This is a genomic window from Streptomyces sp. NPDC043952 (assembly GCF_056435325.1).
In genome coordinates this window covers 214,049-240,633 of sequence record NZ_JBWKES010000004.1, presented here as the reverse complement: position 1 = coordinate 240,633, position 26,585 = coordinate 214,049, and the positions used below count along the sequence as shown (strand labels likewise).

The following is a 26,585-nucleotide window of genomic DNA, read 5'->3' as shown; positions in this document are numbered from 1 at the left end:
CGCGCCTGCGGGGAGGCGGTGCGTCGGCGCCCCGGCGGGTGGTGTCCGTCCTCGGTCCGGCGGTCTGGGGGTTCAAAGGTGTGGGGGGTTTTCGCCGGCCGCTGCGGGCGGACACCACCCGCCGTGTCACCTCCCCGCCGTGCGCGGGTGCGGCAGCGTCGTGGTGAGGAGGGTCGTCTGCATCGTCTCCGCCGCCTTGACGGCCGCGTCGCCGCAGCAGTTGTTGAAGAGGAGGTGGACTTCGTCGGTGTGGGTGGCCAGGTGGTGGATCTGGGGGAGCCATTCGGCCAGTTCGTCGGGGGTGTAGTGGTGGCGGAAGCGGTCCTCCTTGGTGCCGGTGCCCCAGTGGGGGCTGTGGCCGTGGAAGCGGATCAGGGAGAGGTGGGGGGTGGTGACGAGGGGGGTCGGGGGGAGGGTGGGGGCGTCCACGGATACGGCGGTGGCGTTCAGGTCGGTGAGGAAGGGGAGCGTGCGGGGGCTCTGCCACCAGGCGGGGTTGCGGAACTCCACGGCGAAGGGCCAGTCGCGGGCGCGTTCGCGGGCCGCGCGGATGAAGGACTCGGCGGCGGGGCCGGGGGTGAGGGACGGCGGGTACTGGAAGAGGAGGGTGCCGAGGCGGCCGGCGGTGCGCAGGGGGGTCAGGGCCTCGGCGTAGCGGGTCCACACCTCGGTCAGGAGGGCGTCGTCGCGGGGGTGGCCGCGCAGGTCCGGGGGGAGGGCGGAGGGGCGGATGGGGTGGCCGGTGAGGAGGGCGTGGGCCTTGACGTCGAAGCGGAAGCCGTCGGGGGTGCGCTCGGCCCAGTGGGTGGTGGTGCGGGCGGTCGGCAGGGCGTAGTACGGGGAGTCCACCTCGACCACGGGGAAGCGGGTGGCGTAGTGGCGCAGGCGGCCCTCGGTGTCGCGGTGGCCGGGCGGGTACCAGCCGCTGGTCAGGAGGGCGCGGTCGGTCCAGCCGCAGGTGCCGGTGAGGATGTTCGCCATGGGAGCGGGGGTACCCAGTAGTTCACCGGGTTTTCATCGCGGGGGGACGGGCGGTGCCGGGAAGGAGCATTTTGGCGTGCGCATGCTCGGCTGGTCCGCCAACCCCGCTTTCCCCGGAGGTCGTCGTGTCCGGCAGTTCCCCGTTCCGCCGTACCCGTACCGCCATGGCGTCCGTGGCTTCCCTCGTCGCCGCGACCGGTCTGTGGGCCGGACTCGGCGGTGAGACCGCGCAGGCCGCGGGTGCTGTGCCCCGTCCGGATCACGTGGTGGTCGTGGTGTTCGAGAACCACGCCGACAGCCAGGTCATCGGGTCCTCCAGCGCGCCGTACATCAACTCGCTGAAGGCCGGCGGGGCTTACCTGTCGCAGTCGTACGCCATCACGCATCCCAGTCAGCCGAACTACTTCGCCCTGTTCTCGGGGGCGACCCAGGGCATCACGGACGACAGCTGTTACACGCCGGGGTTCTCGTCGGCGCCGAACCTGGCGTCCGAGCTGATCGCGGCCGGGCGCAGTTGGGCGAGTTACAACGAGTCGCTGCCCGGTCAGGGATCGACCGTATGCAGCAGCGGGAAGTACGCGCGCAAGCACAATCCGTGGTTCGGGTTCGGCAATGTGCCCACGTCGAGCGCGAAGACGTTCGCGCAGTTCCCGGCGGACTACTCGACGCTGCCGCAGGTGTCGTTCGTGACGCCGAACCTGTGCAGTGACATGCACGACTGCTCGGTGGCCACTGGGGACACGTGGCTGAAGAACAACCTCGGCGGGTATGCCAGTTGGGCCAAGACGCACAACAGTCTGCTCGTCGTCACCTTCGACGAGGACGACTCCAGGAGCGGGAACCGGATTCCGACCCTGCTGTACGGGCAGCCGGTGGTCGCGGGGTCGTCGAGTTCCGTCACGTACGACCACTACGACGTGCTGCGCACTCTGGAGGACAGCCAGGGGCTGAGCGCGCACGCGGGCAACGCCGCCGCCGCGCAGGACATCAGCGGGATCTGGGCGTCCTCCTGACGGGCGGGGGGTCCCGGCTCAGGTGCGCTGGGCCGGGAACTCGCCGACGCCGCGCAGGAGTTGGAAGAGTTCGGTGGCGGAGCCGGCCACCCCGGTGCCGCCGGCGTCGGTGATCTCCGCGCGCAGGGCGAGGGCGCGGGCGGTGGCGTAGACGAAGACCGGGATCGCGTCGTCCCGGTCGCGCAGTTCGCGGATCAGGTCGAGGCCGGCGGTGCGGTTGGTGCGGGCCCCTTCCCTGCGGCTCAGGTCCGAGATGACGGCGTCGAAGGGGCGGTGCGGGCGGGCCAGCGCGCGCAGGGCCTCGTCCGTCGACTTGGCCAGGACGACGTCGACGCCGAGGGAGCGGAGTTGGGCCACCTCGGTGGCGTTGTTCTCCGGGCGGTCGTCCACCCAGAGGACGGAGTCGAGGGTGCGCGTGGCGGCCGGCGCGCGTACGGAGGCCAACCGGCCCTGGAGGTCGGCGGTGGCCCGGATCAGGCTCTCCGAGACCTCCTGCACCGACAGCTCGGCCTCGCCCACCCTGATCGTGAAGCCGCGGGAGCGGACCATCTCCTTGATCAGGGGGAACAGGCGCCAGAGCGCGACCCCCGCCATGAGCGGCCAGGCCAGCCCGGTGAGTGCCTTGATCAGTTCCGTCGCATCCTTCAACGCCGCTCCCCCGAGATCGCATAGGCGTGCGCCCGATTCTCGCAGGGGGGAGGGGGGCGGGGCCGGTCGTTTTCGGACGGCGACCCCGAGGGTACGGGACCCCCGCCACTTCTTCCGCTCGTACTCGGCCGGTGAACTCGGCCGGCTCATGTCCACCGCAACCGCTAGGAGCGTTCCCGCCCGATGACGGAAACCGCCGCCGCGCGCGTCCGCGAACTGAACCTCTACCGCCGGTACTTCGGCCTTGTCGCCGCTGGCCGGAAGACGATCGAGGTGCGGGTGAAGTATGCCCACCTCGAAGATCTGGCCGCCGGAGACGTCATCCGCTTCCGCATCAAGGGCACGGACGAGAGCTGTGACGTCCTGGTGAAGCGGGTCACGGAGTACGAGACGTTCGAGGGACTGCTCGACGGGGAGGGGCCGGCGAACGTGAACCCGGCCTCCTCCCGCGAGCAGCAGCTCGCCGACATCCGCGAGATCTACCCGGCGGAGAAGGAAGCGCTCGGCGCGCTCGCCATCGAGATCGAGCTGCTGCCGAAGTAAGCCCGCCGTGCCGCCCTCGCTCCCGCGAGAAGGCGGCACGGCTTCCTGGCGCCCGTCGCTCGCCGCCCGTGCCGCGATCTGCGCGCGTATAAGACGGTCGCGCGAATAAGACGGTCGCGCGAATAAGACGGTGGGGGACGGCGGGCAGTGACCGTCGGGCCCCAACGGATCGCTTCGGCGGAATCCCGCGCCGACCCGCGATTACAGCACCGGCAGGTTCTTCCGCAGCTCGAACGCCGTGACCTCCGAGCGGTACTCCTCCCACTCCTGGCGCTTGTTGCGCAGGAAGAAGTCGAAGACGTGCTCGCCCAGGGTCTCGGCGACCAGGTCGCTGCGTTCCATCAGGGTCAGGGCCTCGCCGAGGTTCTGCGGGAGGGGTTCGATGCCCATCGCGCGGCGCTCGGCGTCCGAGAGGGCCCAGACGTCGTCCTCGGCGCCCGGCGGCAGCTCGTAGCCCTCCTCGATGCCCTTCAGGCCCGCGGCGAGGAGGACGGCGTAGGCCAGGTAGGGGTTGGCGCCGGAGTCCAGGGAGCGGACCTCGACGCGGGCCGAGCCGGTCTTGCCGGGCTTGTACATCGGGACGCGGACCAGGGCGCTGCGGTTGTTGTGGCCCCAGCAGATGTACGAGGGGGCCTCGCCGCCCGCCCCCGCCGTGCGCTCGGAGCCGCCCCAGATGCGCTTGTAGGAGTTGACCCACTGGTTGGTGACCGCGGACGCCTCCGCGGCGTGCTTGAGCAGGCCCGCGATGAAGGAGCGGCCCACCTTGGAGAGCTGGTACTCGGCGCCGGACTCGTAGAACGCGTTGCGGTCGCCCTCGAACAGGGAGAGGTGGGTGTGCATGCCGCTGCCGGGGTGCTCGGAGAACGGCTTCGGCATGAAGGTGGCCTGGACGCCCTGCTCCAGCGCGACCTGCTTCATGACCAGGCGGAAGGTCATGATGTTGTCGGCGGTCGAGAGGGCGTCGGCGTAGCGCAGGTCGATCTCCTGCTGGCCCGGCGCGCCCTCGTGGTGGGAGAACTCCACCGAGATGCCCATCGACTCCAGCATCGTGATCGCCTGGCGGCGGAAGTCCATGCCGACGCTGGTCGGCGTGTGGTCGAAGTAGCCCGAGTTGTCGGCCGGCGTCGGGCGGGAGCCGTCCAGCGGGCGGTCCTTCAGCAGGAAGAACTCGATCTCCGGGTGGGTGTAGAAGGTGAAGCCCAGGTCGGAGGTGCGGGCCAGGGCGCGCTTGAGGACGTAGCGCGGGTCGGCGAAGGACGGGGAGCCGTCCGGCATCAGGATGTCGCAGAACATCCGGGCCGTGCCGGGGGTCTCCGCGCGCCAGGGCAGCATCTGGAAGGTGGACGGGTCCGGCTTGGCGATCATGTCGGACTCGTAGACGCGGGCGAAGCCCTCGATGGCGGAGCCGTCGAAGCCGATGCCCTCGTCGAAGGCCTGTTCCAGCTCGGCGGGGGCCACGGCGACCGACTTGAGGAAGCCCAGCACGTCCGTGAACCACAGGCGTACGAACCGGATGTCGCGCTCCTCCAGGGTGCGGAGCACGAACTCCTGCTGCTTGTCCATCTTCCGATTCCCCATCCTTGCTGGTCAGGAGCATCCCACCACAACACCGTTTCATCCGTGTTGCGGACCTTGATCGCCCCGACGTCCACCTACTGAACGCCTCTCCTACGGCAGGTGTACTGCCCTGCCGCCCATCTTGCCTGTCGGCGGCGGCATCCGTAACGGCCGGGCGGGGCGGGGGCGTGAGGCAGGACACGTCACCTAAATTTGCATCTCAGATGCAAGTTTAAATAGCGTTCGATCCAGCCGAGACCGCAAGGAGTCCGCGATGTTGTCCGAGAAGTCCGCCGCCACCGTCCGCGCCACCCTCCCCGCCGTGGGGGCCGCCATCGAGCGGATCACCGAGCGCTTCTACGCCCGGCTGTTCGAGGCCCACCCCGAGCTGCTGCGGGACCTGTTCAACCGCGGCAACCAGGCCTCCGGCGCCCAGAAGTCGGCCCTCGCGGGCTCCATCGCCGCGTTCGCCGGGTACCTGATCGAGCACCCGGACCAGCGGCCGGACGCGATGCTCGGCCGCATCGCCCACAAGCACGCCTCGCTGGGCGTCGTACCGGAGCAGTACCCGGTCGTGCACGAGCACCTCCTCGCCGCCATCGCGGAGATCCTCGGCGAGGCCGTGACCCCCGAGGTCGCCGCCGCCTGGAGCGAGGTCTACTGGCTGATGGCCAACGCCCTCGTCGCCGTCGAGAAGCGGCTGTACGAGGAGAGCGGCAGCCGGGAGTTCCGGGAGTGGGAGGTCGTGGGGCGCGAGGAGGAGACGCCGGACGTCGTCTCCTTCCGGGTCCGGCCCCTCGGCGGGTCCCCCGTGCGTGGCTTCCGCGCCGGGCAGTACGTCTCCGTAGGGGTGAAGCTCGCCGACGGGGCGCGGCAGATACGGCAGTACAGCCTGTCCGGGGCGCCCGGCGAGGACGTACGGCAGTTCAGCGTCAAGCGGGTGCACGGCGGTACGACCCCCGACGGCGAGGTCTCCACCCACCTGCACGCGCACGTACGGGTGGGTGACGTCCTCCAGCTCTCGGAGCCGTACGGCGACCTGGTGCTCGACGATGCCGACGGGCGCCCCCTGCTGCTCGCCTCCGCCGGCATCGGGGTGACCCCGATGGTCGCCATGCTGGCCTCGCTCGCCGACGACGGGTACGGCGCGCCGGTCACCGTGGTGCACGGCGACCGCTCCCCCGCGGACCACGCCCTGCGCGGCGACCACCGGGCGTACGCGGACAAGCTCGCGGACTCGGCCGTCCACTTCTTCTACGAGCGCGACGCCGAGCCCGGCAGCCGCACCGGACTGGGCGACCTGTCCGGGATCGGCATCGCGCCCGGCACCCGCGCCTACCTGTGCGGACCGCTGCCGTTCATGCGGGCCGTGCGCGCCCGGCTGATCGAGAAGGGCGTGGCGCCGGCCGACATCCACTACGAGGTCTTCGGGCCCGATCTGTGGCTCGCCGCCTGACGGTTCAGAGGGGAAAAGGGCCGCCCGCCGGGATTTCCGGTGGGCGGCCCTGCGCGCCGTTCAGGAGAGCGGGGTTCCGGGCGGGCGCAGGGAGATGCCCAGCAGCACCGGGCCGGTGGGGTCCGTGATCAGCTGGTCCAGGGTGATCGGGTCCAGAAACGTGTAGAACGCCTCCTGGGCCTGGCGCAGGACGCCGCGCAGCCGGCAGTCCGAGCGCAGCGGGCAGGGGGTGGCGCCCTCGCACTCCACCACCTCGTCGCCGCCCTCGAAGGCGCGCACGACCGCGCCGACGGAGGCGGTACGGCCGCGTTCGGTGAGCGCCAGGCCACCGCCGCGCCCGCGGCGGGCGTCGAGCAGGCCCAGGTGCTGGAGTTCGGCGACGACCTTCGCGGCATGCGTGTAGGGCACGCCCATGTCCTCGGCGACCTTGCGGGTCGCGGGCGTGTCGTCGGTGGACACGGCGAGGCGCATCAGGATGCGCAGGGCGAGGTCGGTGGACCGCAGCAGCCTCATGGCGCGAGCGTAAATAATACGCATCCCAGGTGCAAATTTAACCCTTTTGCCGTGCTCGCTCTACGGCACTCCCCCGCTCCCCCATTACGATCAGCGGGCTCCACCCCTGTCCGCCCCCTCTCCCCAGAAGGACATCGCCTCATGGGTTCCGCCAACAACAGCAACAGCGCGGCGCGCAAGGCGCGCATCGAGGAGATGCGGCGCGCGGAGCGTTCGCGGGCGCGCCGGAACCGGGCGCTCGTCGTCGTCGCGTCCGTGGTGGTCGTCGCCGGGCTCGTGGTGGGCGGTGTCGTGCTCATGGACGACGGGTCCGGCAAGAAGGACACGGCGGCGAGCGGCGGCGACGGCAAGAACAGCGGCGATGTGAACAGCAAGAGCTCCGGGGACTCCGGGCACTTCACCACCGGGAAGGACGGCGTGCGCACCTGGCAGGGCACGCTGTCGCGGACGCACGTGACGACCCCGGTGTCGTACCCGATGCACCCACCGGTCGGCGGCAACCACAACCCGGTGTGGGCCGACTGCAACGGTGACGTCTACACGCAGCAGCTGCACGACGAGAACGCGGTGCACTCGCTGGAGCACGGCGCGGTGTGGGTGACGTACACCGCCAAGGCGCCCAAGGCCGATGTGGCGGCGCTCGCGGCGAAGGTGAAGAAGACGCCGTACTCGCTGATGAGCCCCTACGAGAACCAGGCGGCGCCGCTGATGCTGTCGGCGTGGGGCCACCAGGTGGCGGTCAAGAGCGCCAAGGACCCCGAAGTGGACAAGTTCTTCGCGGACTTCGTGCAGGGACCGCAGACGCCCGAGCCGGGCGCCTCGTGCACCGGTGGGGTGATGAAGTGAGCCGGCGCGCCATCGGCTGGGCGGCGGGGGCCGCGGCGGCGGTGCTCGTCGCCGCCGGTGCCGTCACGTACGCGGTCGCCGATTCGGGCTCCGGCTCGGGTGACGGCAAGGCGGTGCTGCGGGTCCCGAGCGCGGACTCGGCGGACGCGGGCTTCGCGCGGGACATGGCCGTGCACCACCAGCAGGCCGTCGAGATGTCGTACATCATCCGCGACCACACGAAGAACGAGGACGTACGGCGGCTCGCCTACGACATCGCGCAGACGCAGGCCAACCAGCGCGGGATGCTGCTGGGCTGGCTGGATCTGTGGGGGCTGCCGAAGGTGTCCGCGGACCCGCCGATGACCTGGATGGGCATGGGCGGCATGGTCACCGCCAAGGACGGCTCGCTGATGCCCGGTATGGCCACCAACACGCAGATGAGGAAGCTCGCGACCCTGAACGGGAAGCAGGCCGAGATCTTCTACCTCCAGCTGATGACGAACCATCACAAGGGCGGCATCCACATGGCGGAGGGCTGCGTGGCCAAGTGCACGGTGGGCGTGGAGAAACGGCTGGCCCAGGGCATGGTGGACGCGCAGCAGTCGGAGCTCCAGGTGATGGCCGGGATGCTCAAGGAGCGCGGAGCCAAACCGCTTTCGTGACCAGGGAACAACTCCCTTCGTAACACAGCCGTAAGGAAAAACAGCCCAAATCCCCCTAGGTGACGGTTACTTGATTCTCTCTTTCCGTCCCGTTTACCTGGCATGAACGGTTCATCGGTCAGAGTTGCCCCCATCGTGTGATCCATTCGCCGGCTGTTCACCACCGCCGCCGGCCGGCGCGGAGCCGCGTGTACCTACCTACTACGTGCATGCGCAACGCATCGCAGGGGGTTCTATGAGATCCAAGAGCGCCAAGACGCGCGCCGTGAGCATGGCAGCCGCGCTGCCCATGATCGCCGGTGCGCTGGCGCTGGGCATACCCGCGGCCCACGCCGCGGACAGCCCCGCCCGTAACGCCCTCAAGGGCACCAAGCCGCTGTGGGCCACGGCCAAGGCGGACAAGGGCGCCACCAGCAATGGTGCCCAGGTCAAGGCCCGCGTCTACCTGGCCGGCCGGAACGCGGCGGGCCTCGCGGCCTACGCCAAGGCCGTGTCGGACCCCAGCTCGCCGTCCTACGGCAAGTACCTGTCGGCCAAGCAGGCCCAGGCCCGCTACGGCGCCACCAAGGCCCAGGTCGCCGCCGTCAAGTCCTGGCTGACGTCGGCCGGTCTGAAGGTCACCGAGGTCACGCAGCACTACGTCGCCGTCTCCGGTGACGTGGCCTCCGCCGAGAAGGCGTTCGGCACCCAGCTGCACAACTACGCCAAGGGCTCGAAGACTTACCGCGCCCCCGTGCAGGCGGCCTCCGTCCCGGCGGCCCTCAAGAGCACCGTGCTGACCGTCACCGGTCTGGACAGCGCCCCGCACAAGGCGGACCACGACGACACGCTGCCGCCCCCGGACGCGGTGTTCAAGAACGCCGGTCCGTTCTCGTCGTACTACGGCTCGAAGACCGCGAGCACGCTGCCGGACGCGTACGGCACCAAGCTGCCGTACGCCGTCAAGGGTTACACCGGCAAGCAGCTGCGCTCGGTCTACGGCGCCGGCAAGTACACCGGCAAGGGTGTCCGCGTCGCCATCACCGACGCCTACGCCTCGCCGACCATCGCCTACGACGCCGGCACGTACGCGGCGAAGAACGGCGACAAGGCGTGGAAGACCGGTCAGCTGCACCAGTCGCTGCCGGCCAACTTCACCCGGACCGACGAGTGCAAGGCGTCGGGCTGGTACGGCGAGGAGACCCTGGACGTCGAGGCCGTGCACGCGGTCGCGCCGGACGCCGACGTCACCTACGTGGGTGCGGCCTCCTGCTACGACGACGACCTGCTCGACTCGCTGAGCAAGGTGGTCGACAACCACCTGGCCGACATCGTCTCCAACTCGTGGGGCGACGTCGAGGCCAACCAGACGCCGGACCTCGCGGCCGCCTACGACCAGGTCTTCCAGCTGGGCGCGGTGCAGGGCATCGGCTTCTACTTCTCCTCCGGTGACGACGGCGACCAGGTCGCCAACACCGGCACCAAGCAGGTCGACACCCCGGCCAACTCCGCCTGGGTGACCGCCGTCGGCGGCACCTCCCTCGCGGTCGGCAAGGGCGACAAGTACCTGTGGGAGACCGGCTGGGGCACCGAGAAGTCGAGCCTGTCGGCCGACGGCAAGAGCTGGGTCAACTTCCCCGGCGCTTTCACCTCGGGCGCGGGCGGCGGCACCAGCAGCACGGTCGCCGAGCCGTACTACCAGAAGGGCGTCGTCCCGGACGCGCTCGCCAAGGCGAACAACGCCTCCGGCAACCGCGTCGTCCCGGACATCGCGGCCATCGCCGACCCGAACACCGGGTTCCTGGTGGGCCAGACGCAGACCTTCCCCGACGGGTCGCAGCAGTACAGCGAGTACCGCATCGGCGGCACCTCGCTGGCCGCGCCGACCATCGCGGCGGTCCAGGCCCTCGCCGAGCAGGCGCGCGGCGGCAAGTCGATCGGTTTCGCCAACCCGTCGATCTACGCGAAGTTCGGCAAGAAGGGCGTCTACCACGACGTCACGGACAACCCCACGGGCCACGGCCTGGGTGTCGTCCGCGTGGACTACGCCAACGGCATCGACGCCACCGGCGGCCTGCTCTACTCCGTCCGCACCCTGGGCAAGGACAGCTCCCTGTCCGCGACCAAGGGCTACGACGACGTGACGGGCGTCGGCTCCCCGGCGGACGGCTACGTCGCGTCATACGCCAAGAGCAACAGCAAGAAGCGCTGAACGGCTCCGCCGAGCTGAACTGAGCTTCGCAAGAAGGGGACGTGTGGCCGCACTGGCCGCACGTCCCCTTCGCGTTGCCTGTACCGCCGGAAGGACCGGCCGGTCAGTGCCCGCGACGGCGGTCGAGCAGGAAGAAGAGAAGGAAGGAAACGGCGAGCAGGAGGACGCCCGCGAGGAGGAAGGGCAGGGGGGTGAACTCGTCCGTGCAGGTGGTTTCCGGCGCCGTCGCCTGGCATACGGTCCCCGGCCCACCCCGGTTGGTGTACGCGAGGTAGAGGAGCGGCAGAGCCGCGCCCGCGAGGGTGCCGATGGCGGTGCTCCGGTGGCCCTTGCGGAGCAGGAGGACGGCGGTCACCGCCGCCACCGCGAGCAGGATCACGCCGACGGACAGCAGGGCGGCCGGCCCCAGCGCGGCACACGCGCCGACCACGGCCCAGGCCAGGAACCAGCCCCAGGGCGCACCATGCCGTCCGACGGCTTCGGCGGTTCTGTCTCGCATGCTGCCTCCCGGTGCGGACGAGGCCGAGTCGCCCCCGAGTTCAGCAGGCTCAGCGTTCCGTGTATCTTCCCAAGTCCACTAATTGGTAGGCGGGTTGAGGGGGCGTGACAGTGGTCACTGAGCGTCCGGGCGCACGGGAACCGGTGGCCCCTCGCGGATCTGCCGGGCTCGCCTGACCCGTGCGCCTAGGCTGCACCTCCATGACCACCGCATCGCAGGACAGCATCCGACCGTTCCGCATCGCGATCCCGGACACCGACCTGGAGGACCTGAGGCGCCGGCTGGGAGTACGGCGTACCGGGCGACTATCTGCGTGAACTCGCGCATTACTGGCGGCACATGTACGACTGGCGGGCGGCGGAGGCCCGGCTGAACCGGTGGCCGCAGTTCACGACCACGGTCGACGGCGCCAACCTGCACTTCGCGCACATCCGTTCCCCGGAACCGGACGCCACACCGCTGATCATCACGCACGGCTGGCCCGGTTCCTTCGCCGAGTTCGAGCGGATCGCCGGCCCGCTCACCGACCCCCGCGCACACGGCGCCGACCCGGCGGACGCCTTCCACCTGGTCCTGCCGAGCATCCCCGGCTTCGGCCTCTCCGGCCCCACCCGTGAGAAGGGCTGGGAGTACCGCCGGGTCGCGGCCGCGCTCGCCGAGCTGATGCGCCGCCTGGGATACGACCGTTACGGCGCCCAGGGCGGCGACTGGGGCGCGGCGATCTCCCGCGAGCTGGGCCGTATCCGCCCGGACCACGTCATCGGCGTCCATCTGAACCTGATCCCCGGCGCGGGCGCCACGGCCGAGCCGACGCCGGAGGAACTCGCCGCGCTCACCCCGGCGGAACAGGAACGCACCCGAGCGTCCTGGGAGCGGATGCGGGCCTGGAGCCGCGACCAGCAGGGCTACGCCGACATCCAGTCGACCCGTCCGCACACCCTCGCCTACGCGCTCTCCGACTCGCCCATCGGCCAACTCGCCTGGATCGCGGAGAAGTTCAAGGAGTGGACGGACTCCACCGACCGCCCGGAGGACGCCGTCGACCGTGATCACCTGCTGACGAACGTGATGCTGTACTGGCTGACCAACACCTCCGCCTCCTCCGCCCGCCTCTACTACGAGCGCGCCCACGCCGCCTACTGGGGCCGCCCGCCGGAGCCCTCCCCGACCCCGACCGCGTTCGCCTCCTTCCCACGGGAGAACTTCATCGCGCTGCGCCATGTCGCCGAGCGCACGAACAACATCGTCCGCTGGACGGAGTTCCACAGGGGCGGCCACTTCGCGGCGATGGAGCGGCCGGAGCTGCTTGCCGGCGACATCCGGGCATTCTTCCGGGACCTGCGCGCCGTGCGCGAGGAACCCTTGTCCTGAGGGTGGATAGGGTCATATCCCCCGACACGGAAGGGCAGTTGCATGACCGGGATCGTGATCGCGCAGACGACCGTGGACGACGAGGAGCGGGCGAGGGCCCTCGCGCGCGGCGCGGTGCAGAACCGGCTGGCGGCCTGCGCTCATATCGACGCGCCGTTCACGGCGGTGTACCGGTGGCAGGGCGCGGTGGAGACGGCGCGGGAGTGGCGGATCTCGTACAAGACGACCGCGGACCGGTTGCCGGAGCTGGAGGCCTGGGTGGCCGAACGGCACGGCTACGAGGTGCCGGAGTGGATCACGCTGCCGGTGACCGGGGGGTCGGAGGCGTATCTGAGGTGGGTGGCCGAGGAGTCCTCGGCGGGGGCGGCCGGGTGACGCGCTACGTCGGGGGTACGTCACCCGGCCCCCTGGATGCGCGCGGTGGCGGTGCCACGCCGACGTGAGCGCCGCGGCCGCGCGGGTGGGGTCAGCGGATGTGGACCGTGGCCACGGTGGAGGTGTGCAGGCGGGTGGGGTGGTGGTCGTACTTGTTCTTCAGGCCGTAGAGGACCGCGCGGAATTGCAGGTCGCCGCGGTGGGCGGCGGAGCCGTGGGCGGTGACGCGGGCGCCCTCCTCGACCGCGGCGCTGCACGTCTCCTGGTGCCACGCCTGCTTGCCGCTGCGCTCCTGAAGGCACAGCTGGTGCAGGAAGCCGGCGCTGTCGTCGTCGCCGTCCGCCTTGATCGTGAACGCCTTGCCGACGTGCGCCGTGCGCGGTGCCGTGATCTCCACGTCGCCCTTGGCGAACGCCGGTACGGCGGCCAGCGTCACCGAGGCGAGCCCCAGTGCGCCGATCACGGCCGCGCGAACGCCCCGCGCCCTCTTCGTCCCGTTCATACGCTTCCCTCCCCCTGGGCCCCCCGGCGTCCGGCGAGACCCGCTTCAATCCGAAAGCGCCCGATTGCGCCTCGCTGGTCCTTGAGAGGGGTGGGGAGGCGGGTCGGGTTGGGTCCCGCGCGACGGCTTTACGAAACCATGCCGAATCCTCCGGGGGTCGCCGGGAGGGACGAGTACGGGGGCGAGTACGGGGTGAGGCTCAGGCGACGGGCAGCCCCAGGGCGCGCAGCGTGCCCGGAGGTACGTCGGCGTCTTCGAGGGCGTCGGCCAGGCGCAGGGCCAGATCGGCAACGCGGAGGTCGGCGGGCGTCTCGGGTACGTCGTCGCCAAGGCCGGTCAGCCATTCGGTGATCTTGCGCCAGGAGTAGAACTCCGTGCCACCGGCACCAGGTTCCGGGTCCGGGAACCCGGTGAATTCCTCTCGCTGCTCGGACAGTTCCCGCCCGCAGCGCTGGGCGGCTTCCTCCAGGGTCACGATGTCGTCGTACCGGACACCGACCGCCCGCAGTCCCGGAATGAGACGGAGGTCGCGGGCGACTTGGGCGACGGCGTCCAGGAGGGTCGGGGCGTCGATGTCGCACGCCAGTTCCTTGAGCGCGCTCGAATCCGGGACACGCACGCAGTCTCCGGGGTTCTCGGGACCCAGCGTGTAGGAGACGGACCCGTCCGCGAACGCGTCGCAGTGATCGAAGGCATCGGCCTGCTCGGCGGTGAGGGGCTGGTTGACCAGAAGGGTGAAGCTCCACTCTGGCACGGCGGCGGGTCCTTTCAGTGCCCGCACGCTTGATCGGCCAGGGGAAGGACCGTCGGGTCGGCAGGGTGGGCGGTCAGGGTTCGGCGGGGGAGGTAGGCCAGGGTGGCGCCGAGTAGGGCGCCCAGGGTGTTGAAGAGGACGTCGTCCACGTCGACCGTGCGGCCGGCGTTCATCGCGTACTGCGCCGCCTCGATCGAGACGCTCAGGGCCAGGCAGACGGCGGTGGTCCGGGCGAGGTGGGGGCGCCGGGTGGAGAACAGCAGCAGGATGCCGAGCGGGACGAACATCAGCGCGTTGGCCAACTGGAGGCGCAGGACCATCTCGTGTTCCATCGCGCCCATGGAGGACAAGCCGTCGTCCCACAGGCCCTCGCCCGGCACCCACGAGATGGAGCGCGGGCCACCGCTGTCCAGGGGCTGGGTGGGCAGCAGCGTGGCGGCGAAGACGATCACGAGGCACAGCGCGAGCAGAACGCGGGACAGCCTCGGAACGGCGTCGCGTGTCCGCGCCTCAAGTGCGGCTGCCGCCCAGGGGATGACCGCGCAGAAGACTGCGAACACCGACACGGTGACGGAGTTGAGGTAGAGGACGACTTTCCACACGGCGGCAGACGGTTCCTTGGGCGAGGGGTGCGCGATGTCCGGTCAGGGGATGGGGACGGCCGCGTGGTCGCCGGGAGTGCACCACCACACGGGGCGCCCGGACGACAGCTTGGGGTGGGTACCGATGCGGTGGACCGGACAGAGGGGCCAGACCTCGCGGTGCCGGTCGGCCAGGTGGCTCTGGAGGGCCTCGGCGACCTCCACGTAGACCTCCGGGGGCTCGGCGGACCAGATCGCCGAGCCCTCGAAGGACGTCACGCCGATGGGAAAGTCGTCGGACGGCTCCTCGGTGTAGAAGTCCGCGGGTACGTCGATGCCGGTGTGGGCGCGCGCCGCCGCGGCCACCTCGGTGAACGCCTCGGTGATGTCCTCCAGCCTGCGGTCGAACGCCGGCACCGCGAAGCGCTCCGCCGGGACCTCCCCGTTCCCCTCGAACACCTCCCGTATCCAGGAGGGCGGGTCCTCGGGATCGGGGTAGCCCAGCGCGCGGTGCAGATTCAACAGCCAGGCGCGGAAGGCCCCTTCGTAGTCCCCCACTACTCCGACTTCAGCGACGCGACGAAGGGGGCCCAGGCGGTGGCGGGGAGGAGGAGGGCGGGGCCGCCGGGCACCTTGGAGTCGCGGACGGGGACGAGGCCGGGCACGTTGTCGGCAACCTCGACGCAGTCGCCACAGCTCGCTGCGGAATAGCTCGACTTGCGCCAGAGGGCGGCTCCGGAGGCGGGCTCGCGCAAGGCGGCGCTACTCAAATCGGAGGGGACGCTTGCCATTTCGGTAGTCCTCAGCTGCTTGCTCGATCAATCTCAGGGAAGTCTCAGGGTCCAGCGCGGCGGCCCTCAGACGACAGTATGCCCGTGAATATTGCTTCACGAGTCCTGGCTCATCGATCAACTGACCGTGGTACATCCCCTCCGTGTACATGACCGGAGGGGCATCGCTGAAGGTCAGGAACCTGGACATGCCCATCATGAAGGGGTGGGGGCCTGAACTCTGGGGAACAACGTGCAAGGAAGTGCGGCGCTTGCGCTTCACCTGCACGATGTGGGCCAGCTGTTCAGCCATGTCATCGGACGGCAGGAAGGGCTGCCAGAGCACTGACTCATGCAGGATCACCCAGCTCTCCGGCGATGCCTTGTCCTCGAACAGCCAGGCACGGGCCCGCCGGTCGGCCACCTTGGCAGCCAGCACCTCCTCGGACTCCCGCGGGTACGCAGAGAGAACCACGGCTCGGATGTACGGCTCCAGTTGAAGCGGTCCGGGGATCCTGCACGTCCTTGCAGTTCCGTTCGAAGAACCCGTCCGTCCCCAGCTTCTTGTCCGCGTGCCGAGCCAGCGCGACGGGAATCCTCCGCCCACCGCGCTCGATGTCGCTGAGGTAGGACTTGCCGTAGTAGCTGCCCTGGAGGCGTCGATTTCCTTGCGCCGGACCACGCGCAGAAGGCAGACCACCCATGTCGGACCCCTCCCCCACGCCCTACGACGTCACCCTCTGCGTAGAAGAACTCCGCGCCGCCCTCGCCCTGCACGGCGTCAAGTTGCCCTCCCTCAGCGTTCATCTGCCGAGCTTCGCGGCCCGGTACGGGGAGTCCGCCGGGCTCGTCGCGCTCGGGAACTGCAACATGGCCACGGCGCGGGCGCTCGCCGGTGTGCTGAAGAAGGCGGCGGGTGAGGGATGAGGGCCGTCGAACTGCGCATCCCGGCGACGCCGAAAGCCGTGCCGGAACTGCGTCACCGGCTCCGGGGGTACGACTACGACGTCCGCCTGTGCGCGACGGAGCTGCTGACGAACGTCATCGAGCACGTCGGGGAGGGAACTCCGGTGTGCGTGAGCGTCGTTCGGGCGGGCGGTCCCGGCCGTACCCGCATCGAGGTGACCGACCCGGACCCTCGCGGAACGCCCGCCGTCCTCTCGGCCGCGGAGACGGCGCAGGGCGGGCGGGGGATCGTCCTGGTGTCCGCGCTGGCGCACAGGTGGGGAGTGGAGCGCGGACCCGGCGGCAAGACGGTCTGGTGCGAGGTGGTCCGCGAGCGGGAGCCGGCCGACCCCGGCGGGCGTGACGGTGAGGAAGGCCGGGACGGCGTGGTGGCCGGGCTCGGCGGGGTGCCGTAGGGCCGGGGCGACGGTCAGAGCGCTACCGGTAGTGCGCGATGGCCGTGCCGATGAGGGAGATGAGGAGCAGGAGGAGGCCGGCCAGGGCGCCGAGGATCGCGGACCTGTCGGAGTGGGACCGGTGTTCGTGGTCCGGGTCGTGCCGTCGGCGCACGCGCTCGGCGATTTCCGGGGCGGCCGGGTCGGCGGCCAGTTCGCGCTCGGCCCGCCGGATCAGGCGGGCGAGGTCGCGGTCGGTCGGTTTCCAGGACGGGGCGGGGTTCTCCGGCATGACGCACCTCGCGGTCGGCGGCGTAGCCGCATCCTCGCACGGGGAACGCCGGTCGCGGAGGATCAGGGGTGCAGTGCCTCCGAGTCCTCCAGAACATGTGATGAAGTGACGACCCGGCCCGTCGAGGGCAGTGCGCGGCGGCGGTCCACCGCGTACGCCGCGCCCGCCACGGCCAGCCCCAGCACCGCGAGCGCCGCGCCCGCGAGCGCCGGGGAGGTCGTACCGAAGCCCGCGGCCAGGGCGATGCCGCCCACCCACGCGCCGCCCGCGTTGGCCAGGTTGAACGCGGCCTGGTTGGCGGAGGAGGCGAGGGAGGGGGCGGCCGCGGCCTTCTCCATCACCATCAGCTGGAGCGGGGAGCCGGTGATGAACGCGGCCATGCCCAGCAGGGTGACCGCCACCGCCGCGCTCCACTGCGCCCGCATCAGCAGCGGGAACAGGGCCAGCACCACCGCGAGGGAGATCAGGCCGCCGAACAGGGTGCCCCGCAGGGAGTGGTCGGCGAGCCGGCCGCCCAGCAGGTTGCCGGCGGTCGCGCCGACGCCGAACAGGGCGAGCAGGAGGGTCACGTTCGTCTCGGCGTAGCCCGCCGCGTCCGTCAGCATCGGCGTCACGTAGCTGTACGCCGCGAACAGGGCGCCGAAACCCGCCACCGTCGTGCCGAGCGCCAGCCACACCGGCAGGGAGCGCAGCGCGGCCAGTTCGCCGCGCAGGCCGGTCGCGGAGGCGTGGGTGTGGTCGTGCGGGATCAGCAGGGCCAGGGCGGCGATGGCGGCGAGGCCGATCGCGCTCACGCCGAGGAAGGTGGCCCGCCAGCCCAGGTGCTGGCCCATCAGCGTCGCCGCCGGGACGCCCGCGATGTTGGCGACGGTCAGGCCGAGGAACATCAGGGAGACCGAGCGTGCCTTGCGCTCCGGCGCGACCATGCCGGTCGCCACCACCGCGCCCACCCCGAAGAACGCCCCGTGCGGCAGCCCGCTGAGGAAGCGCGCGGCGAGCAGGGAGCCGTTGCCGGGGGCGAACGCCGAGAGCGCGTTGCCCGCGACGAACAGGACCATGAGGGCGATCAGGACGGTACGACGGGACATGCGGGCGGTGACGGCGGCCAGCAGCGGGGCGCCGATGACGACGCCGAGCGCGTACGCGGAGACCAGGTGCCCGGCCGAGGGTATGGAGATGTGCAGGTCGGACGCGACGTCGGGGGGCAGTCCCATCATCACGAATTCGGTGGTAATTCGCGCTTGGGTGCGAGGTAGAAGGGGTAACTCACCCACCTGGGAGGGAAAATGGAGCCGGACCTTTCCTAACGCACCGTCAGAAAAAGCGTCACGGCTGGCGCTGACATCTGAACATGATCAGTACAGCTTTGTCGAGTGCCTCGCGACGAACTGGAATGGATCATGAACCGACGTCGTGAGCTGGGTGAACACATCGGCGAGTTACGGTCCGCGGCCCACTTCACCCAGGAATCCTTCTCCGAGGCCACCGGTATCTCCCGGCGCACCCTCCAGCGCATCGAGCGCGGCGACACCGACCCCCGCTACAGCGACCTGCTCCGCATCGCCGCCGCCCTCGACAAGGACATGGCGGCGCTGATGCAGACCAGCGCCTCGTAGTCGAGCCCCAGCTCGGTACATCGATCGCACGTTCGGATTGAATCACGTGTTCGAATTCGTGAGCCAGAGGGTCCTGACGCCGTAGGCGAGTTTCTCCCGACGGGCTCGGATTGCGCACTGCCCGTCCCGGCAAACACGGACGGGCCTCACGGTCGATGACCGTAAGGCCCGTACCAGGTACGCCCGTTGCCGCAAGGGGTACCGTTCTGAGTGTCGAGTTCAGAACGGAGTCCAGTATGCCCCCGCACTCTGAAGAACACACGGGCACACGCATCGCGCACGCGCGTAAAGCCCGTCGCCTGACCCAGCGCGAACTGGCTGAGCTTTCCCACGTCTCCTACAGCACGATCACCAAGGTCGAGCAGGGCGTCATGCCGCCCAGCCCCTCGGTGGTCGGCGCGCTGGCGCGCGCCCTGTCCGTGCCAGTGTCCGACCTCAACGGGCAACCCTACGTTGACGAACTGCGGCAGGACCAGCTCGATGGCCTCATCAATCCGATCCGTGAGGCACTGAACATCTACGACCTCGGGCCCGATCCGGACGTCCATCCGCGCACGCTGGAAGCTCTGGAGGAGCACGCCGATCAGCTGTGCGCGCAAGTCCGCGCCACGAACATCAAGCAGGTCGCGACGGAACTGCCAGGGCTGATCCATGAGGCAACGACGGCGGCACACATCAGCGGCAGCACGCGCAGCTGGCAGTTGCTGGCCAGCACCTACCGGACCGCGTACGACGTCACGACCAAGCTGGGCTTCCCCGACCTATGCACGGTCGCCCTAGACCGCATGGACTGGGCGGCGCAGCGCGCTTCCGACCCCGTGCTGGGCGGTATGCGTCAGTACCTGCGCGCCCTGGCTTACCTGCGGGCCAGCGACTACAAGACGGGCAAACGGCTGGTCCGCCTCGGCATGGCCACCCTGGAACAGGCCGAGCCTAGGCGCGTCTTGGATGTCGTCACCGGGCAGCTACACCTGGGCGCCGCCGTGCTCGCCGGCCGGGACAAGGACACGGACACTGCCGAGGGACACCTCGCCGAGGCGTCCCGCATCGCGAAGCGCACCGGGCCAGCGGAGAAGGTTCACTGGCTGTCCTTCGGGCCCACGAACGTAGGCGCACATCGAGTAAGCGTGCTTGCGGAGTTGGACCTGTACCCGGAGGCCGTGCGCCAGGCAGAGGACATGGTGATTGCGGACGGTTGGCCGCCGTCCCGGCTCGCCCACCATCACGCGGAGGTCGCACGGGCCCAAATGTGGACGGGCCAGACCGATGCGGCCTTCAAGAGCCTGCTCAAGGCGCGCAAGCTGGCTCCGCAGCAGACCCGCTATCACCCGACGGTCCGCGAGACGTACGCCGGGCTGGATGCGGCGAGGCGTCGAATGCCTGACTCCTTCAGCAACTATGGCTCCTGGCTTGGGATGTGACACCCCGTAAACCGTTGGCCCTAGCTATCAGTGATGTCTGATAGTTAGGGCCTTTTCGTGTCGGCATCCTGCTCTTAGACAAACCCCCGCGACCGCGTCCACGGTCCGGGGGCATGGCCAACGCTCGAACCCGAGAGGGAGCGTCGACATGACAAACGCTACCGCCCAGACCTCCGTGAACGCACGGGGTGGCCGGATGACGATGCGGGTCTACACCGTGGACCGCTACGGCACGATCACCCAGGACCGCGGCACGGTCACCGTGGCCGTCGACGGCAAGCTGCCGCCGCTGCCCCTGGCCGACTCCTACCCGGCGTGCCAGTGCCCGCGTCACCGAGCCGAGCAGACGGTGATCCGGTGAGCGCCCCCGTGAAGCAGACCACCGGCACCGAGCCCGTGGACATCGCCACCATGCGCGAAACCGCCGCCCAGGCGCTCGGCCCCGAGGACGAGACCGACGCACCGCTCCCGGCGCCCGAGGCCCTCGACACCCTCATCGGCCAACTGCGCGACCACCTGGAAATGCTCATCCCCGAGGTGGAGAAGAAGCTCGCCCAGCTGCCGAAGGAGAGCAGCCGCCGCTACTGCGCGAGCGCGTGCGCCGGCGAGGCCCGCGGCAAGCTCGCGGCACGGCCGGCGCCCCGCCCCGACGGCGAGGTGGAGTACGCCCGCCGCCTGGCGCGCGTCCTGCGGGCCCTCCTCGACCACTACGAGGGCAACGCCGCGCCGTGAGGGTGATCGTCGGCCTGCTCGTCTACGTGACCGCGGTGACCGCCCCCGCCCTCGCCCTGGTGCTCACAAGGGCCTCGCACTGAAGCGCTCCCATGGCGGCCGTCTCGGGTCAGGGCCGCACCCACCAGCCCCGCCGCCGGAAGGCAGCGGCTCGCCTTCCACCACGAGCGCGGCGGGCCGCCACCCCGCCCGGAGTCCCAGAAGACCCTGGGCGGGGTGCGCGCCACCAAGGAGAACGATGGAACCCGCACAGCCACAGCCGCCGGAGCCGGACCTTGATCCGGCCGAGGAGAAGCGCTTGATCAACCAGCTCATCGTGCTTCACGAGAAGCCGTCGAACAGTGCGATGAGCCCACAAGAGCATGCCGGGAAGAAGTGCATGTGGTGCCCGACCACCGCCGAGGCCGCGCTACGGCCCCTGGACGGAATGCTGGTCGAGCGGGGCCCCCGCGCCTGCGCTTCCTGCATTGAGGCACGGGCCGTGAAGGTGAGGACGTTCCTCGCGTGGGAGAGGCATGCCGCAGACTGCGGCGACTGTCAGCTCATGGGTCGGTGCCCCGTTGCCGTGCCGCTCGCTGAGGCTCATGCCTCGGCAGTCGAGACCGCGACCGGTAGCCAGCTCGTGAGTCTGTCCTGCTGCCAGGTAGAGGACGACTTCTCCAACGTCACCGTCACGCCACTGTATTGGTTCGGCTACTCGGCGGTGTACCACGGCTACGAGCACCGCCCGACGTGCCATGCCTGGCGCACGCCGAAGGGCGTCTTACGGATCGTGGCGTCATCCACGGCGCCCACCGGCGGTGCGACGGCGGACGAGGAAGACCACCGCTGATGGCCGGCGAGGACAACGAGTTACCGGTGCCGATGCCGTTCATGTTCACCTGTGACGGTTGCCGGCAGCTGCTGGTCCTCCTGGCCAGGAAGGTCGCGGCGGACGCCGGCTGCTTCACCGAGCAGATCAACGTCGCGCGGCACATCGCCACGGAGCACCCGGACGAAGTACCCGAGCCCCACGGCGACGACTGCCCCCTCTGCCCCAAGTACGCCAAGCTGCCCGAGCACGCGGACAGATGGTCCGAGCACAGGGCCCGCGACCTGTTCCTCCCCGAAGGCGTCGCACGGCTGCTGTAGGCGCCGGGCGCCCTCACTCCCAAAGACTGCGGCCCCTGTCCCCTAACCCTGGACAGGTCGAGCGTCAGGGGCCGGACTGCAAGACGGCACGCGGACCGACTCCCCGGACCCGCACGGTGAAGGGACAAGCACGTGACCGCCGTACTCGAATTGCCCACCAACGCAGCTCCAGGCGTCTCCTTCCTGGAGCTTGAGATCACCGGCCGATGCCAGCTCACCTGCTCGTCGCACTGCTACGCCGAGGCCGGCCCGAACAAGGGGCACGGAACGATGACCACCGCCGACTGGAAGAGGGTCATCGGCGAGGCAGCTCAGATCGGAGTGGACAAGGTCCAGTTCATCGGAGGTGAGCCCACGCTGCACCCGGACTTTGCCAAGCTGGTGGAGTTCGCCCTCGCATGCCGACTCGGCGTGCAGGTCTACAGCAACCTGTTCCGGGTCCGGCCGGAGCACTGGGTGCTGTTCGAACGGCCGGGCGTCTTCCTGGCCACCTCCTACTACGCCGACACCGCTGACGGCCACGATGCCGTAACCGGCCGCAAGGGAAGCCACGCCGCCACCCGCGCCAACATCGTCGAAGCCGTGCGGCGCGGCATCCACGTCCAAGTCGGCATCGTGGACGTTCTCGATGGCCAGCGGGTAGACGAAGCCCGCGCCGACCTCGTATCCATCGGCGTCACGGACATCAACATCGACCGGGTCCGGGGTGTCGGCAACGCCGCCCCGCTGCTGCCCTCCACGTCTGCCCTGTGCGGGAACTGTGCCCAGGGCCGGGCGGCGATCATGCCGGATGGCACGGTCACCCCCTGCGTGCTTGGCCGATTCCTGCACGCGGGGTCGGTGAAGGATGGCAGCCTGAAGTCCGTATTCGGCAGCGACCGGTGGGGGCAGGTGAAGCAGCTCATCCCTCCGCGCGCGGACGCCGCCTGTACGCCGAACGACTCCAACGACTGCGACCCGAGCCGCACACCGGCCTGCAACCCGAAGTACGAGAGCTAGGACGCGAGATGCCAATGGACTGGCAAGCGCACGCACGGAACCTCGCGGACCAGGTCGTCCGTGCCGAGTCCCGCTGGCATGAACCGCTGAGCACCACGCCCCGGCACGTGCTGGTGCCTCGCTGGTGGGACAACGTGGACGGTCACTGGGAGTTGCAGGACGGTCCGGGTGATCCAGAGCGGTGGATGCGCGCCGCGTACAGTGACCAGACCCTTGTGACGCGGGTCGGGCCTCTGCACGCCGATGACAACCCGCCGCCCACGGTCACCTCCGGGCTGCCCACGTCGTCCAGCACTCTGCCGGGTCTCGTCGTCCAGATGTACCGGCACGCGGTCATCGCCGACGACTCCGAAGTCCTCGTGACGACCGGCTCCGGGTACGGGACTGCGCTCGCGTGTCGCCGCCTCGGATGCGAGCGCGTGACGAGCGTCGACATCGACCCCAACCTGGTCTACACGGCGGGCGAGCGTCTCGACGCGCTCGATCTCCATCCGCAGCTGAGGGTCTGCGACATCACCGGCGCCCTACCGGGCCAGTACGACCGGATCGTGTCCACGGTGTCCGTCCGGCCGGTCCCGGCCTCGTGGCTGGCCGCACTGCGGCCAGGCGGGCGGCTCGTCACCACCATCGCCGGGACTGGGCTGATCCTCACCGCGGACAAGACCGAGGACGGTGGCGCCGTAGGCCGCATCACCGAAGACGGGGCCGGGTTCATGCGGACCCGGCACGGCGACGACTACGATCCCCCGGCCCTGGACGTGTGGGAGACGGCGCAACAGAGCGAAGGCGACGACGTGACCGTGAGCCGGTATCCGCTGCTGTACGTGCCGGATTCCTGGGACATCATGTCCATGCTGGAGCTGGAGCTACCCGGTATCGACCACCGTGTCCGGCAGGACGATGACGAGCGGACGGTGTGGATGCTGCACCCGGACGGCTCCTGGGCTCGTGCCACGGCGAAGGGTTTCCTCCACCCACCGACGGTGCACCAGGGTGGCCCGCGCCGTCTGTGGGACGCCCTGGAACGAATCCGCCATCGACTCAACCGGGAGGGCCGACTCCCCGTATACGGTGCCCAGGTCGTCATCGCGCCAGACGGAGAGACCACTCTGTCCCGAGGCGCCTGGTCCATCACCCTGTAACCCCCCGACCGGCCCCGCTCGTCTGCTACCCCCGAGGCGGGCGAGCGGAGCCACAGGCACGCCGAGGAGCCCCCGCCGCATTCCTGCGGCGGGGGCTCGGTGCTCAGGAACGCCAGGTGCCAACCCCACGCCGTCGCCAGCCAGCTCAGCGGAGGCACCGAGACCGACGACGACCGGCACGTTGGTCCCCGTCGCCGACGACTCCAGCCCGCCAGGGAAGTTGTCTCCAGCCGGAAGCTCCTCGCCGCTCGGCGATGCGCCCACGACCCAGCGGCTCCCGTTCCCGACGCCCACCGGCGCGCTTCCGTCGGTGCCCGTCCCCACTCTGCCGGCCACGCCAGCCGATCCCGGCTCCAGTGCACCGGCGACACAATCACCGGACACGCTCCTGTGCGTGACAGTCGCCGCGGCTGGCCTGCCCAGCGGCAGAGCGTGCATGACCGGCTAGCCCGTGCAGGGGGCTCCCCAGGTGGCTGATAAGCCGCCAGAGCGTAGCGCGCACCCGGTCGGAGCGCGCTACGCTCACTCAACCCACGCGCGAATTACTACCTCGGTGGTGCCGATACCGAAGGCGCCGACGGCCAGCGCGAGCAGGGCCAGGGGCATGGAGGGGCCTGTGCCTTTCGGGAGCGTAGGGGAGAGCGTCGTACCGGGGACGCAGCAAAGTTCAGGTACGGAACAAACTCTCTCAGGCCCGCTATTCCGGCAGGTTACGAGGGCGTGTCCAGGCTCACACGGGCCGCCACCGGGAGGTGGTCGCTGCTTGTGCGGGGCAGCGTCCAGCTGCTCTCCGGCTCGACGCCCTTGACCATGATCTGGTCGATCCGCGCCATCGGGAACGCCGCCGGCCAGCTGAAGCCGAAGCCGCTGCCCGCCGCGCCCTGGGTGGAGCGCAGCTGGGAGGTGACGCCGTTGAGCGAGCGGTCGTTCATCGTGCCGTTGAGGTCGCCGAGGAGGATGACCCGGCTCAGCGTCTCGTCGGCCACGGCCTCGCCGAGCGCGGTGGCGCTGGTGTCCCGCTGCCGCGCGGTGAAGCCGGCCTTCAGCTTCACCCGTACCGAGGGCATGTGGGCGACGTACACCGCGACCGGCCCCTCGGGCGTGGTCACGGTCGCCCGCATCGCCCGCTTCCAGCCGAGCTTGATGTCCACGGCCCGTACGCCAGTCATCGGGTACTTGCTCCACAGCCCGACCGTGCCCTCGATCGCGTGGTACTTGTACGTCGAGGCGAGCGCCCGCTCGTAGACCGGCACCTTGGACGCGGGGATCTCCTCCAGCGCGAGGACGTCGGCGCCGGAGCCGGCCACGGCGCGGGCGGTGCCGACCGGGTCGGGGTTGTCGGCGTTGACGTTGTGCGTGGCCACCATCAGGTCGCCGCCGCCGCTCGCCTTGTCGGTGAGCAGCCCGCCGAAGAGGTTGAGCCAGACGATCGCCGGGAGGAGTACGGCGATGAGGGTGATCGCCGACTTGCGCCACAGGCCGAGCAGCAGCAGGAGCGGGACGAACACGCCCAGCCAGGGCAGGAACGTCTCGGTGAGGCTGCCGAGGTTGCCCACGGTGTTGGGCACGTGCGCGTGCAGCAGCATCACGAGGGCGAGCAGCAGCGCGAGCGCGGCGAGGACGGCGCCCCGGCGCCAGATGCCTGGATCGTTGCGCCAGGGGGCGAGCATCCGGTGCAGCAGGCGTCGGAGCCGGGATCCCGGTCGCTCGGGCCCCGAGCCGCCGTCCGCCGTCTCCGTCATGTATGCCTGCTGCGCCATGCCGCCTGCCTCACTGCCCGCCGTGCACACCGTTCGCCCCCGATACTCCGACCCTAGGGGATGATCGGCTCCGTTCTCGCCGTCCCATGACGGCCGTACGGAAGACGATGACGAACGGGTGGCGCGGGGAGTTCCGGTCAGCGGTGCGTCACGCGCGGTCTGTGACAGAACATGCACATCAGTGCGACGAGACTGTGGAGCTGACGGGCCGTAGGCCCTCCAGGGTGCTGTCCACGATGCGTGCCGCCAGGTCCTCGGGCAGGTCCCCGTCGGGGCGCATGACGGTGCGCACCAGCATGGCGCCGACGAACATGTCGTTGGCCAGGTCGAGGTCGATGTCGGCGCGCAGTTCCCCGTCGCGCTGGCCGCGCCGCAGCACGTCGAGCATGAGGACGCGCCGGGGGGCGACGACGCCCGCGTGGTAGGCGGCCCAGATGCGGGGGCTGGACTTCATCTGCACGTACACGTTGTGCAGGATCGCCGAGGAGCGGCTGACCAGACCGCGCTGGCGCAGGGACTCCAGGATGACGATCAGATCGTCGCGCATGGAGGTGCCGGGGAGTTCGGGGTCGGGGGGTTCAGCGGTGCGCAGCACGTCGACGAACAGTTCCTCCTTGCCGCTCCACCGGCGGTAGATGGTGGCCTTGCCGACCCCGGCGGTGCGGGCGATGCGCTCGATGGAGAGCTCGGCGAGGGGTACGCCGTCCTCCAGGAGCTGCATCACGCCCTCCAGGATGGCCTGTTCCACGGCCTCGCTGCGGGGCCGGCCCCGAGCGGGTCCGGCCGGGCAGGACCGGTTGTCGGCAAGGCTCACGTCAATCCGTCCTCTCACTGTGCTGCGGGAATTCTCCCGCAGCCGCCTCCCTCCCCCGTGGAGCCGCTGTCAGCCGGTCATGGATGCCGGGCCG

32 protein-coding genes and 1 pseudogene are annotated in these 26,585 nt (G+C 70.2%); 18 read left to right on the top strand and 15 right to left on the bottom strand.

What is annotated here, in order from left to right:
* Positions 1 to 126 precede the first annotated feature (126 nt).
* The gene (locus AC069R_RS06685; protein WP_478765121.1) at positions 127 to 981 is read right to left on the bottom strand and encodes a DUF72 domain-containing protein; all 855 of its coding nucleotides are present in this window, start codon (positions 979 to 981) and stop codon (positions 127 to 129) included.
* A gap of 125 nt (positions 982 to 1,106) precedes the next feature.
* On the opposite strand from AC069R_RS06685, the gene AC069R_RS06680 reads away from it, so the two are divergent.
* Entirely contained in the window at positions 1,107 to 1,994 is an 888-nt protein-coding gene (locus AC069R_RS06680; protein WP_478765119.1) for an alkaline phosphatase family protein, read from the top strand.
* Positions 1,995 to 2,012: 18 nt separating this feature from the next.
* Here the strand turns inward: AC069R_RS06680 and AC069R_RS06675 are convergent, their stop codons facing one another.
* Positions 2,013 to 2,642 (bottom strand): hypothetical protein, encoded by a 630-nt coding sequence (locus tag AC069R_RS06675; protein ID WP_478765117.1) that lies wholly within the window; start codon positions 2,640 to 2,642, stop codon positions 2,013 to 2,015.
* A gap of 183 nt (positions 2,643 to 2,825) precedes the next feature.
* On the opposite strand from AC069R_RS06675, the gene AC069R_RS06670 reads away from it, so the two are divergent.
* Positions 2,826 to 3,185 carry an ASCH domain-containing protein gene (locus AC069R_RS06670; protein ID WP_478765115.1) on the top strand — a complete coding sequence of 120 codons (360 nt, stop codon included), beginning with the start codon at positions 2,826 to 2,828 and terminating at the stop codon, positions 3,183 to 3,185.
* A gap of 201 nt (positions 3,186 to 3,386) precedes the next feature.
* Here AC069R_RS06670 and AC069R_RS06665 read toward each other — a convergent pair whose 3' ends face one another.
* The gene (locus tag AC069R_RS06665; protein WP_471059205.1) at positions 3,387 to 4,748 is read right to left on the bottom strand and encodes a glutamine synthetase family protein; all 1,362 of its coding nucleotides are present in this window, start codon (positions 4,746 to 4,748) and stop codon (positions 3,387 to 3,389) included.
* 268 nt (positions 4,749 to 5,016) lie between these two features.
* Between AC069R_RS06665 and AC069R_RS06660 the strand changes: the two genes are divergently transcribed.
* The gene (locus tag AC069R_RS06660) at positions 5,017 to 6,198 is read left to right on the top strand and encodes a globin domain-containing protein (RefSeq protein ID WP_478765113.1); all 1,182 of its coding nucleotides are present in this window, start codon (positions 5,017 to 5,019) and stop codon (positions 6,196 to 6,198) included.
* Between the two features lie 60 nt (positions 6,199 to 6,258).
* Here the strand turns inward: AC069R_RS06660 and AC069R_RS06655 are convergent, their stop codons facing one another.
* Positions 6,259 to 6,711, bottom strand: coding sequence for an RrF2 family transcriptional regulator (locus AC069R_RS06655; protein WP_478765111.1), 453 nt, complete (start codon positions 6,709 to 6,711; stop codon positions 6,259 to 6,261).
* 141 nt (positions 6,712 to 6,852) lie between these two features.
* Here AC069R_RS06655 and AC069R_RS06650 point away from each other — a divergent pair, with 141 nt between their 5' ends.
* The 3 genes from AC069R_RS06650 (at position 6,853) to AC069R_RS06640 (ending at position 10,392) form a co-directional block, all read left to right on the top strand.
* Entirely contained in the window at positions 6,853 to 7,557 is a 705-nt protein-coding gene (locus tag AC069R_RS06650; RefSeq protein WP_478765109.1) for a DUF3105 domain-containing protein, read from the top strand.
* Positions 7,554 to 8,201 (top strand): DUF305 domain-containing protein, encoded by a 648-nt coding sequence (locus tag AC069R_RS06645; RefSeq protein ID WP_478765107.1) that lies wholly within the window; start codon positions 7,554 to 7,556, stop codon positions 8,199 to 8,201. The genes AC069R_RS06650 and AC069R_RS06645 overlap by 4 nt, the downstream gene beginning before the upstream one ends.
* A gap of 235 nt (positions 8,202 to 8,436) precedes the next feature.
* The gene (locus tag AC069R_RS06640) at positions 8,437 to 10,392 is read left to right on the top strand and encodes a S53 family peptidase (protein WP_478765105.1); all 1,956 of its coding nucleotides are present in this window, start codon (positions 8,437 to 8,439) and stop codon (positions 10,390 to 10,392) included.
* Positions 10,393 to 10,495: 103 nt separating this feature from the next.
* On the opposite strand, the gene AC069R_RS06635 is transcribed toward AC069R_RS06640, so the two are convergent.
* Positions 10,496 to 10,891 (bottom strand): hypothetical protein, encoded by a 396-nt coding sequence (locus tag AC069R_RS06635; RefSeq protein WP_478765103.1) that lies wholly within the window; start codon positions 10,889 to 10,891, stop codon positions 10,496 to 10,498.
* A gap of 200 nt (positions 10,892 to 11,091) precedes the next feature.
* On the opposite strand from AC069R_RS06635, the pseudogene AC069R_RS06630 reads away from it, so the two are divergent.
* Positions 11,092 to 12,262 (top strand): annotated as a pseudogene (locus tag AC069R_RS06630) (epoxide hydrolase family protein).
* Between the two features lie 42 nt (positions 12,263 to 12,304).
* On the top strand, positions 12,305 to 12,637 hold the full coding sequence (cutA, locus tag AC069R_RS06625; RefSeq protein ID WP_478765101.1) for a divalent-cation tolerance protein CutA: 333 nt from the start codon (positions 12,305 to 12,307) through the stop codon (positions 12,635 to 12,637).
* A gap of 91 nt (positions 12,638 to 12,728) precedes the next feature.
* Here the strand turns inward: cutA and AC069R_RS06620 are convergent, their stop codons facing one another.
* From AC069R_RS06620 to AC069R_RS06595, 6 genes are all read right to left on the bottom strand, one after another.
* Positions 12,729 to 13,139, bottom strand: a complete 411-nt coding sequence (locus AC069R_RS06620) for a hypothetical protein (RefSeq protein ID WP_478765099.1) — start codon at positions 13,137 to 13,139, stop codon at positions 12,729 to 12,731.
* A gap of 199 nt (positions 13,140 to 13,338) precedes the next feature.
* A complete protein-coding gene (locus tag AC069R_RS06615) occupies positions 13,339 to 13,893 on the bottom strand; it encodes a hypothetical protein (RefSeq protein ID WP_478765097.1) in 555 nt (184 codons plus the stop codon).
* A gap of 14 nt (positions 13,894 to 13,907) precedes the next feature.
* Entirely contained in the window at positions 13,908 to 14,495 is a 588-nt protein-coding gene (locus AC069R_RS06610; protein WP_478765095.1) for a VanZ family protein, read from the bottom strand.
* Between the two features lie 42 nt (positions 14,496 to 14,537).
* On the bottom strand, positions 14,538 to 15,032 hold the full coding sequence (locus AC069R_RS06605; protein WP_478765093.1) for a hypothetical protein: 495 nt from the start codon (positions 15,030 to 15,032) through the stop codon (positions 14,538 to 14,540).
* The gene (locus tag AC069R_RS06600) at positions 15,032 to 15,265 is read right to left on the bottom strand and encodes a DUF397 domain-containing protein (protein ID WP_478765091.1); all 234 of its coding nucleotides are present in this window, start codon (positions 15,263 to 15,265) and stop codon (positions 15,032 to 15,034) included. Before AC069R_RS06600 ends, AC069R_RS06605 begins: the two co-directional genes overlap by 1 nt.
* On the bottom strand, positions 15,237 to 15,719 hold the full coding sequence (locus AC069R_RS06595; protein ID WP_478765089.1) for a DUF5753 domain-containing protein: 483 nt from the start codon (positions 15,717 to 15,719) through the stop codon (positions 15,237 to 15,239). The genes AC069R_RS06600 and AC069R_RS06595 overlap by 29 nt, the downstream gene beginning before the upstream one ends.
* Before the next feature lie 227 nt (positions 15,720 to 15,946).
* On the opposite strand from AC069R_RS06595, the gene AC069R_RS06590 reads away from it, so the two are divergent.
* Together AC069R_RS06590 and AC069R_RS06585 are read left to right on the top strand one after the other, a co-directional pair.
* The gene (locus AC069R_RS06590; protein ID WP_478765087.1) at positions 15,947 to 16,171 is read left to right on the top strand and encodes a hypothetical protein; all 225 of its coding nucleotides are present in this window, start codon (positions 15,947 to 15,949) and stop codon (positions 16,169 to 16,171) included.
* On the top strand, positions 16,168 to 16,605 hold the full coding sequence (locus AC069R_RS06585) for an ATP-binding protein (protein WP_478765085.1): 438 nt from the start codon (positions 16,168 to 16,170) through the stop codon (positions 16,603 to 16,605). The genes AC069R_RS06590 and AC069R_RS06585 overlap by 4 nt, the downstream gene beginning before the upstream one ends.
* A gap of 22 nt (positions 16,606 to 16,627) precedes the next feature.
* Here the strand turns inward: AC069R_RS06585 and AC069R_RS06580 are convergent, their stop codons facing one another.
* Both AC069R_RS06580 and AC069R_RS06575 read right to left on the bottom strand, forming a co-directional pair.
* Entirely contained in the window at positions 16,628 to 16,876 is a 249-nt protein-coding gene (locus AC069R_RS06580; RefSeq protein ID WP_478765083.1) for a hypothetical protein, read from the bottom strand.
* A gap of 62 nt (positions 16,877 to 16,938) precedes the next feature.
* A complete protein-coding gene (locus tag AC069R_RS06575) occupies positions 16,939 to 18,093 on the bottom strand; it encodes an MFS transporter (protein ID WP_478765081.1) in 1,155 nt (384 codons plus the stop codon).
* A gap of 183 nt (positions 18,094 to 18,276) precedes the next feature.
* Here AC069R_RS06575 and AC069R_RS06570 point away from each other — a divergent pair, with 183 nt between their 5' ends.
* From AC069R_RS06570 to AC069R_RS06535, 8 genes are all read left to right on the top strand, one after another.
* Positions 18,277 to 18,492, top strand: coding sequence for a helix-turn-helix domain-containing protein (locus tag AC069R_RS06570; RefSeq protein ID WP_478765079.1), 216 nt, complete (start codon positions 18,277 to 18,279; stop codon positions 18,490 to 18,492).
* A 236-nt stretch (positions 18,493 to 18,728) separates the two neighbouring features.
* A complete protein-coding gene (locus AC069R_RS06565; RefSeq protein ID WP_478765077.1) occupies positions 18,729 to 19,913 on the top strand; it encodes a helix-turn-helix domain-containing protein in 1,185 nt (394 codons plus the stop codon).
* Between the two features lie 148 nt (positions 19,914 to 20,061).
* Positions 20,062 to 20,274, top strand: coding sequence for a hypothetical protein (locus AC069R_RS06560; RefSeq protein ID WP_478765075.1), 213 nt, complete (start codon positions 20,062 to 20,064; stop codon positions 20,272 to 20,274).
* On the top strand, positions 20,271 to 20,645 hold the full coding sequence (locus AC069R_RS06555) for a DUF6415 family natural product biosynthesis protein (RefSeq protein WP_478765073.1): 375 nt from the start codon (positions 20,271 to 20,273) through the stop codon (positions 20,643 to 20,645). Before AC069R_RS06560 ends, AC069R_RS06555 begins: the two co-directional genes overlap by 4 nt.
* Positions 20,646 to 20,883: 238 nt before the next feature.
* The gene (locus tag AC069R_RS06550) at positions 20,884 to 21,477 is read left to right on the top strand and encodes a hypothetical protein (protein WP_478765071.1); all 594 of its coding nucleotides are present in this window, start codon (positions 20,884 to 20,886) and stop codon (positions 21,475 to 21,477) included.
* Entirely contained in the window at positions 21,477 to 21,776 is a 300-nt protein-coding gene (locus AC069R_RS06545) for a hypothetical protein (protein WP_478765069.1), read from the top strand. The genes AC069R_RS06550 and AC069R_RS06545 overlap by 1 nt, the downstream gene beginning before the upstream one ends.
* A gap of 132 nt (positions 21,777 to 21,908) precedes the next feature.
* A complete protein-coding gene (locus AC069R_RS06540; RefSeq protein WP_478765067.1) occupies positions 21,909 to 22,775 on the top strand; it encodes a radical SAM/SPASM domain-containing protein in 867 nt (288 codons plus the stop codon).
* Positions 22,776 to 22,789: 14 nt separating this feature from the next.
* The gene (locus tag AC069R_RS06535) at positions 22,790 to 23,917 is read left to right on the top strand and encodes a methyltransferase domain-containing protein (protein WP_478765065.1); all 1,128 of its coding nucleotides are present in this window, start codon (positions 22,790 to 22,792) and stop codon (positions 23,915 to 23,917) included.
* 710 nt (positions 23,918 to 24,627) lie between these two features.
* Here AC069R_RS06535 and AC069R_RS06530 read toward each other — a convergent pair.
* Positions 24,628 to 25,587 carry an endonuclease/exonuclease/phosphatase family protein gene (locus AC069R_RS06530; protein WP_478765292.1) on the bottom strand — a complete coding sequence of 320 codons (960 nt, stop codon included), beginning with the start codon at positions 25,585 to 25,587 and terminating at the stop codon, positions 24,628 to 24,630.
* Positions 25,588 to 25,855: 268 nt separating this feature from the next.
* Positions 25,856 to 26,491, bottom strand: a complete 636-nt coding sequence (locus AC069R_RS06525; protein ID WP_478765063.1) for a TetR/AcrR family transcriptional regulator — start codon at positions 26,489 to 26,491, stop codon at positions 25,856 to 25,858.
* Positions 26,492 to 26,585 lie beyond the last annotated feature (94 nt).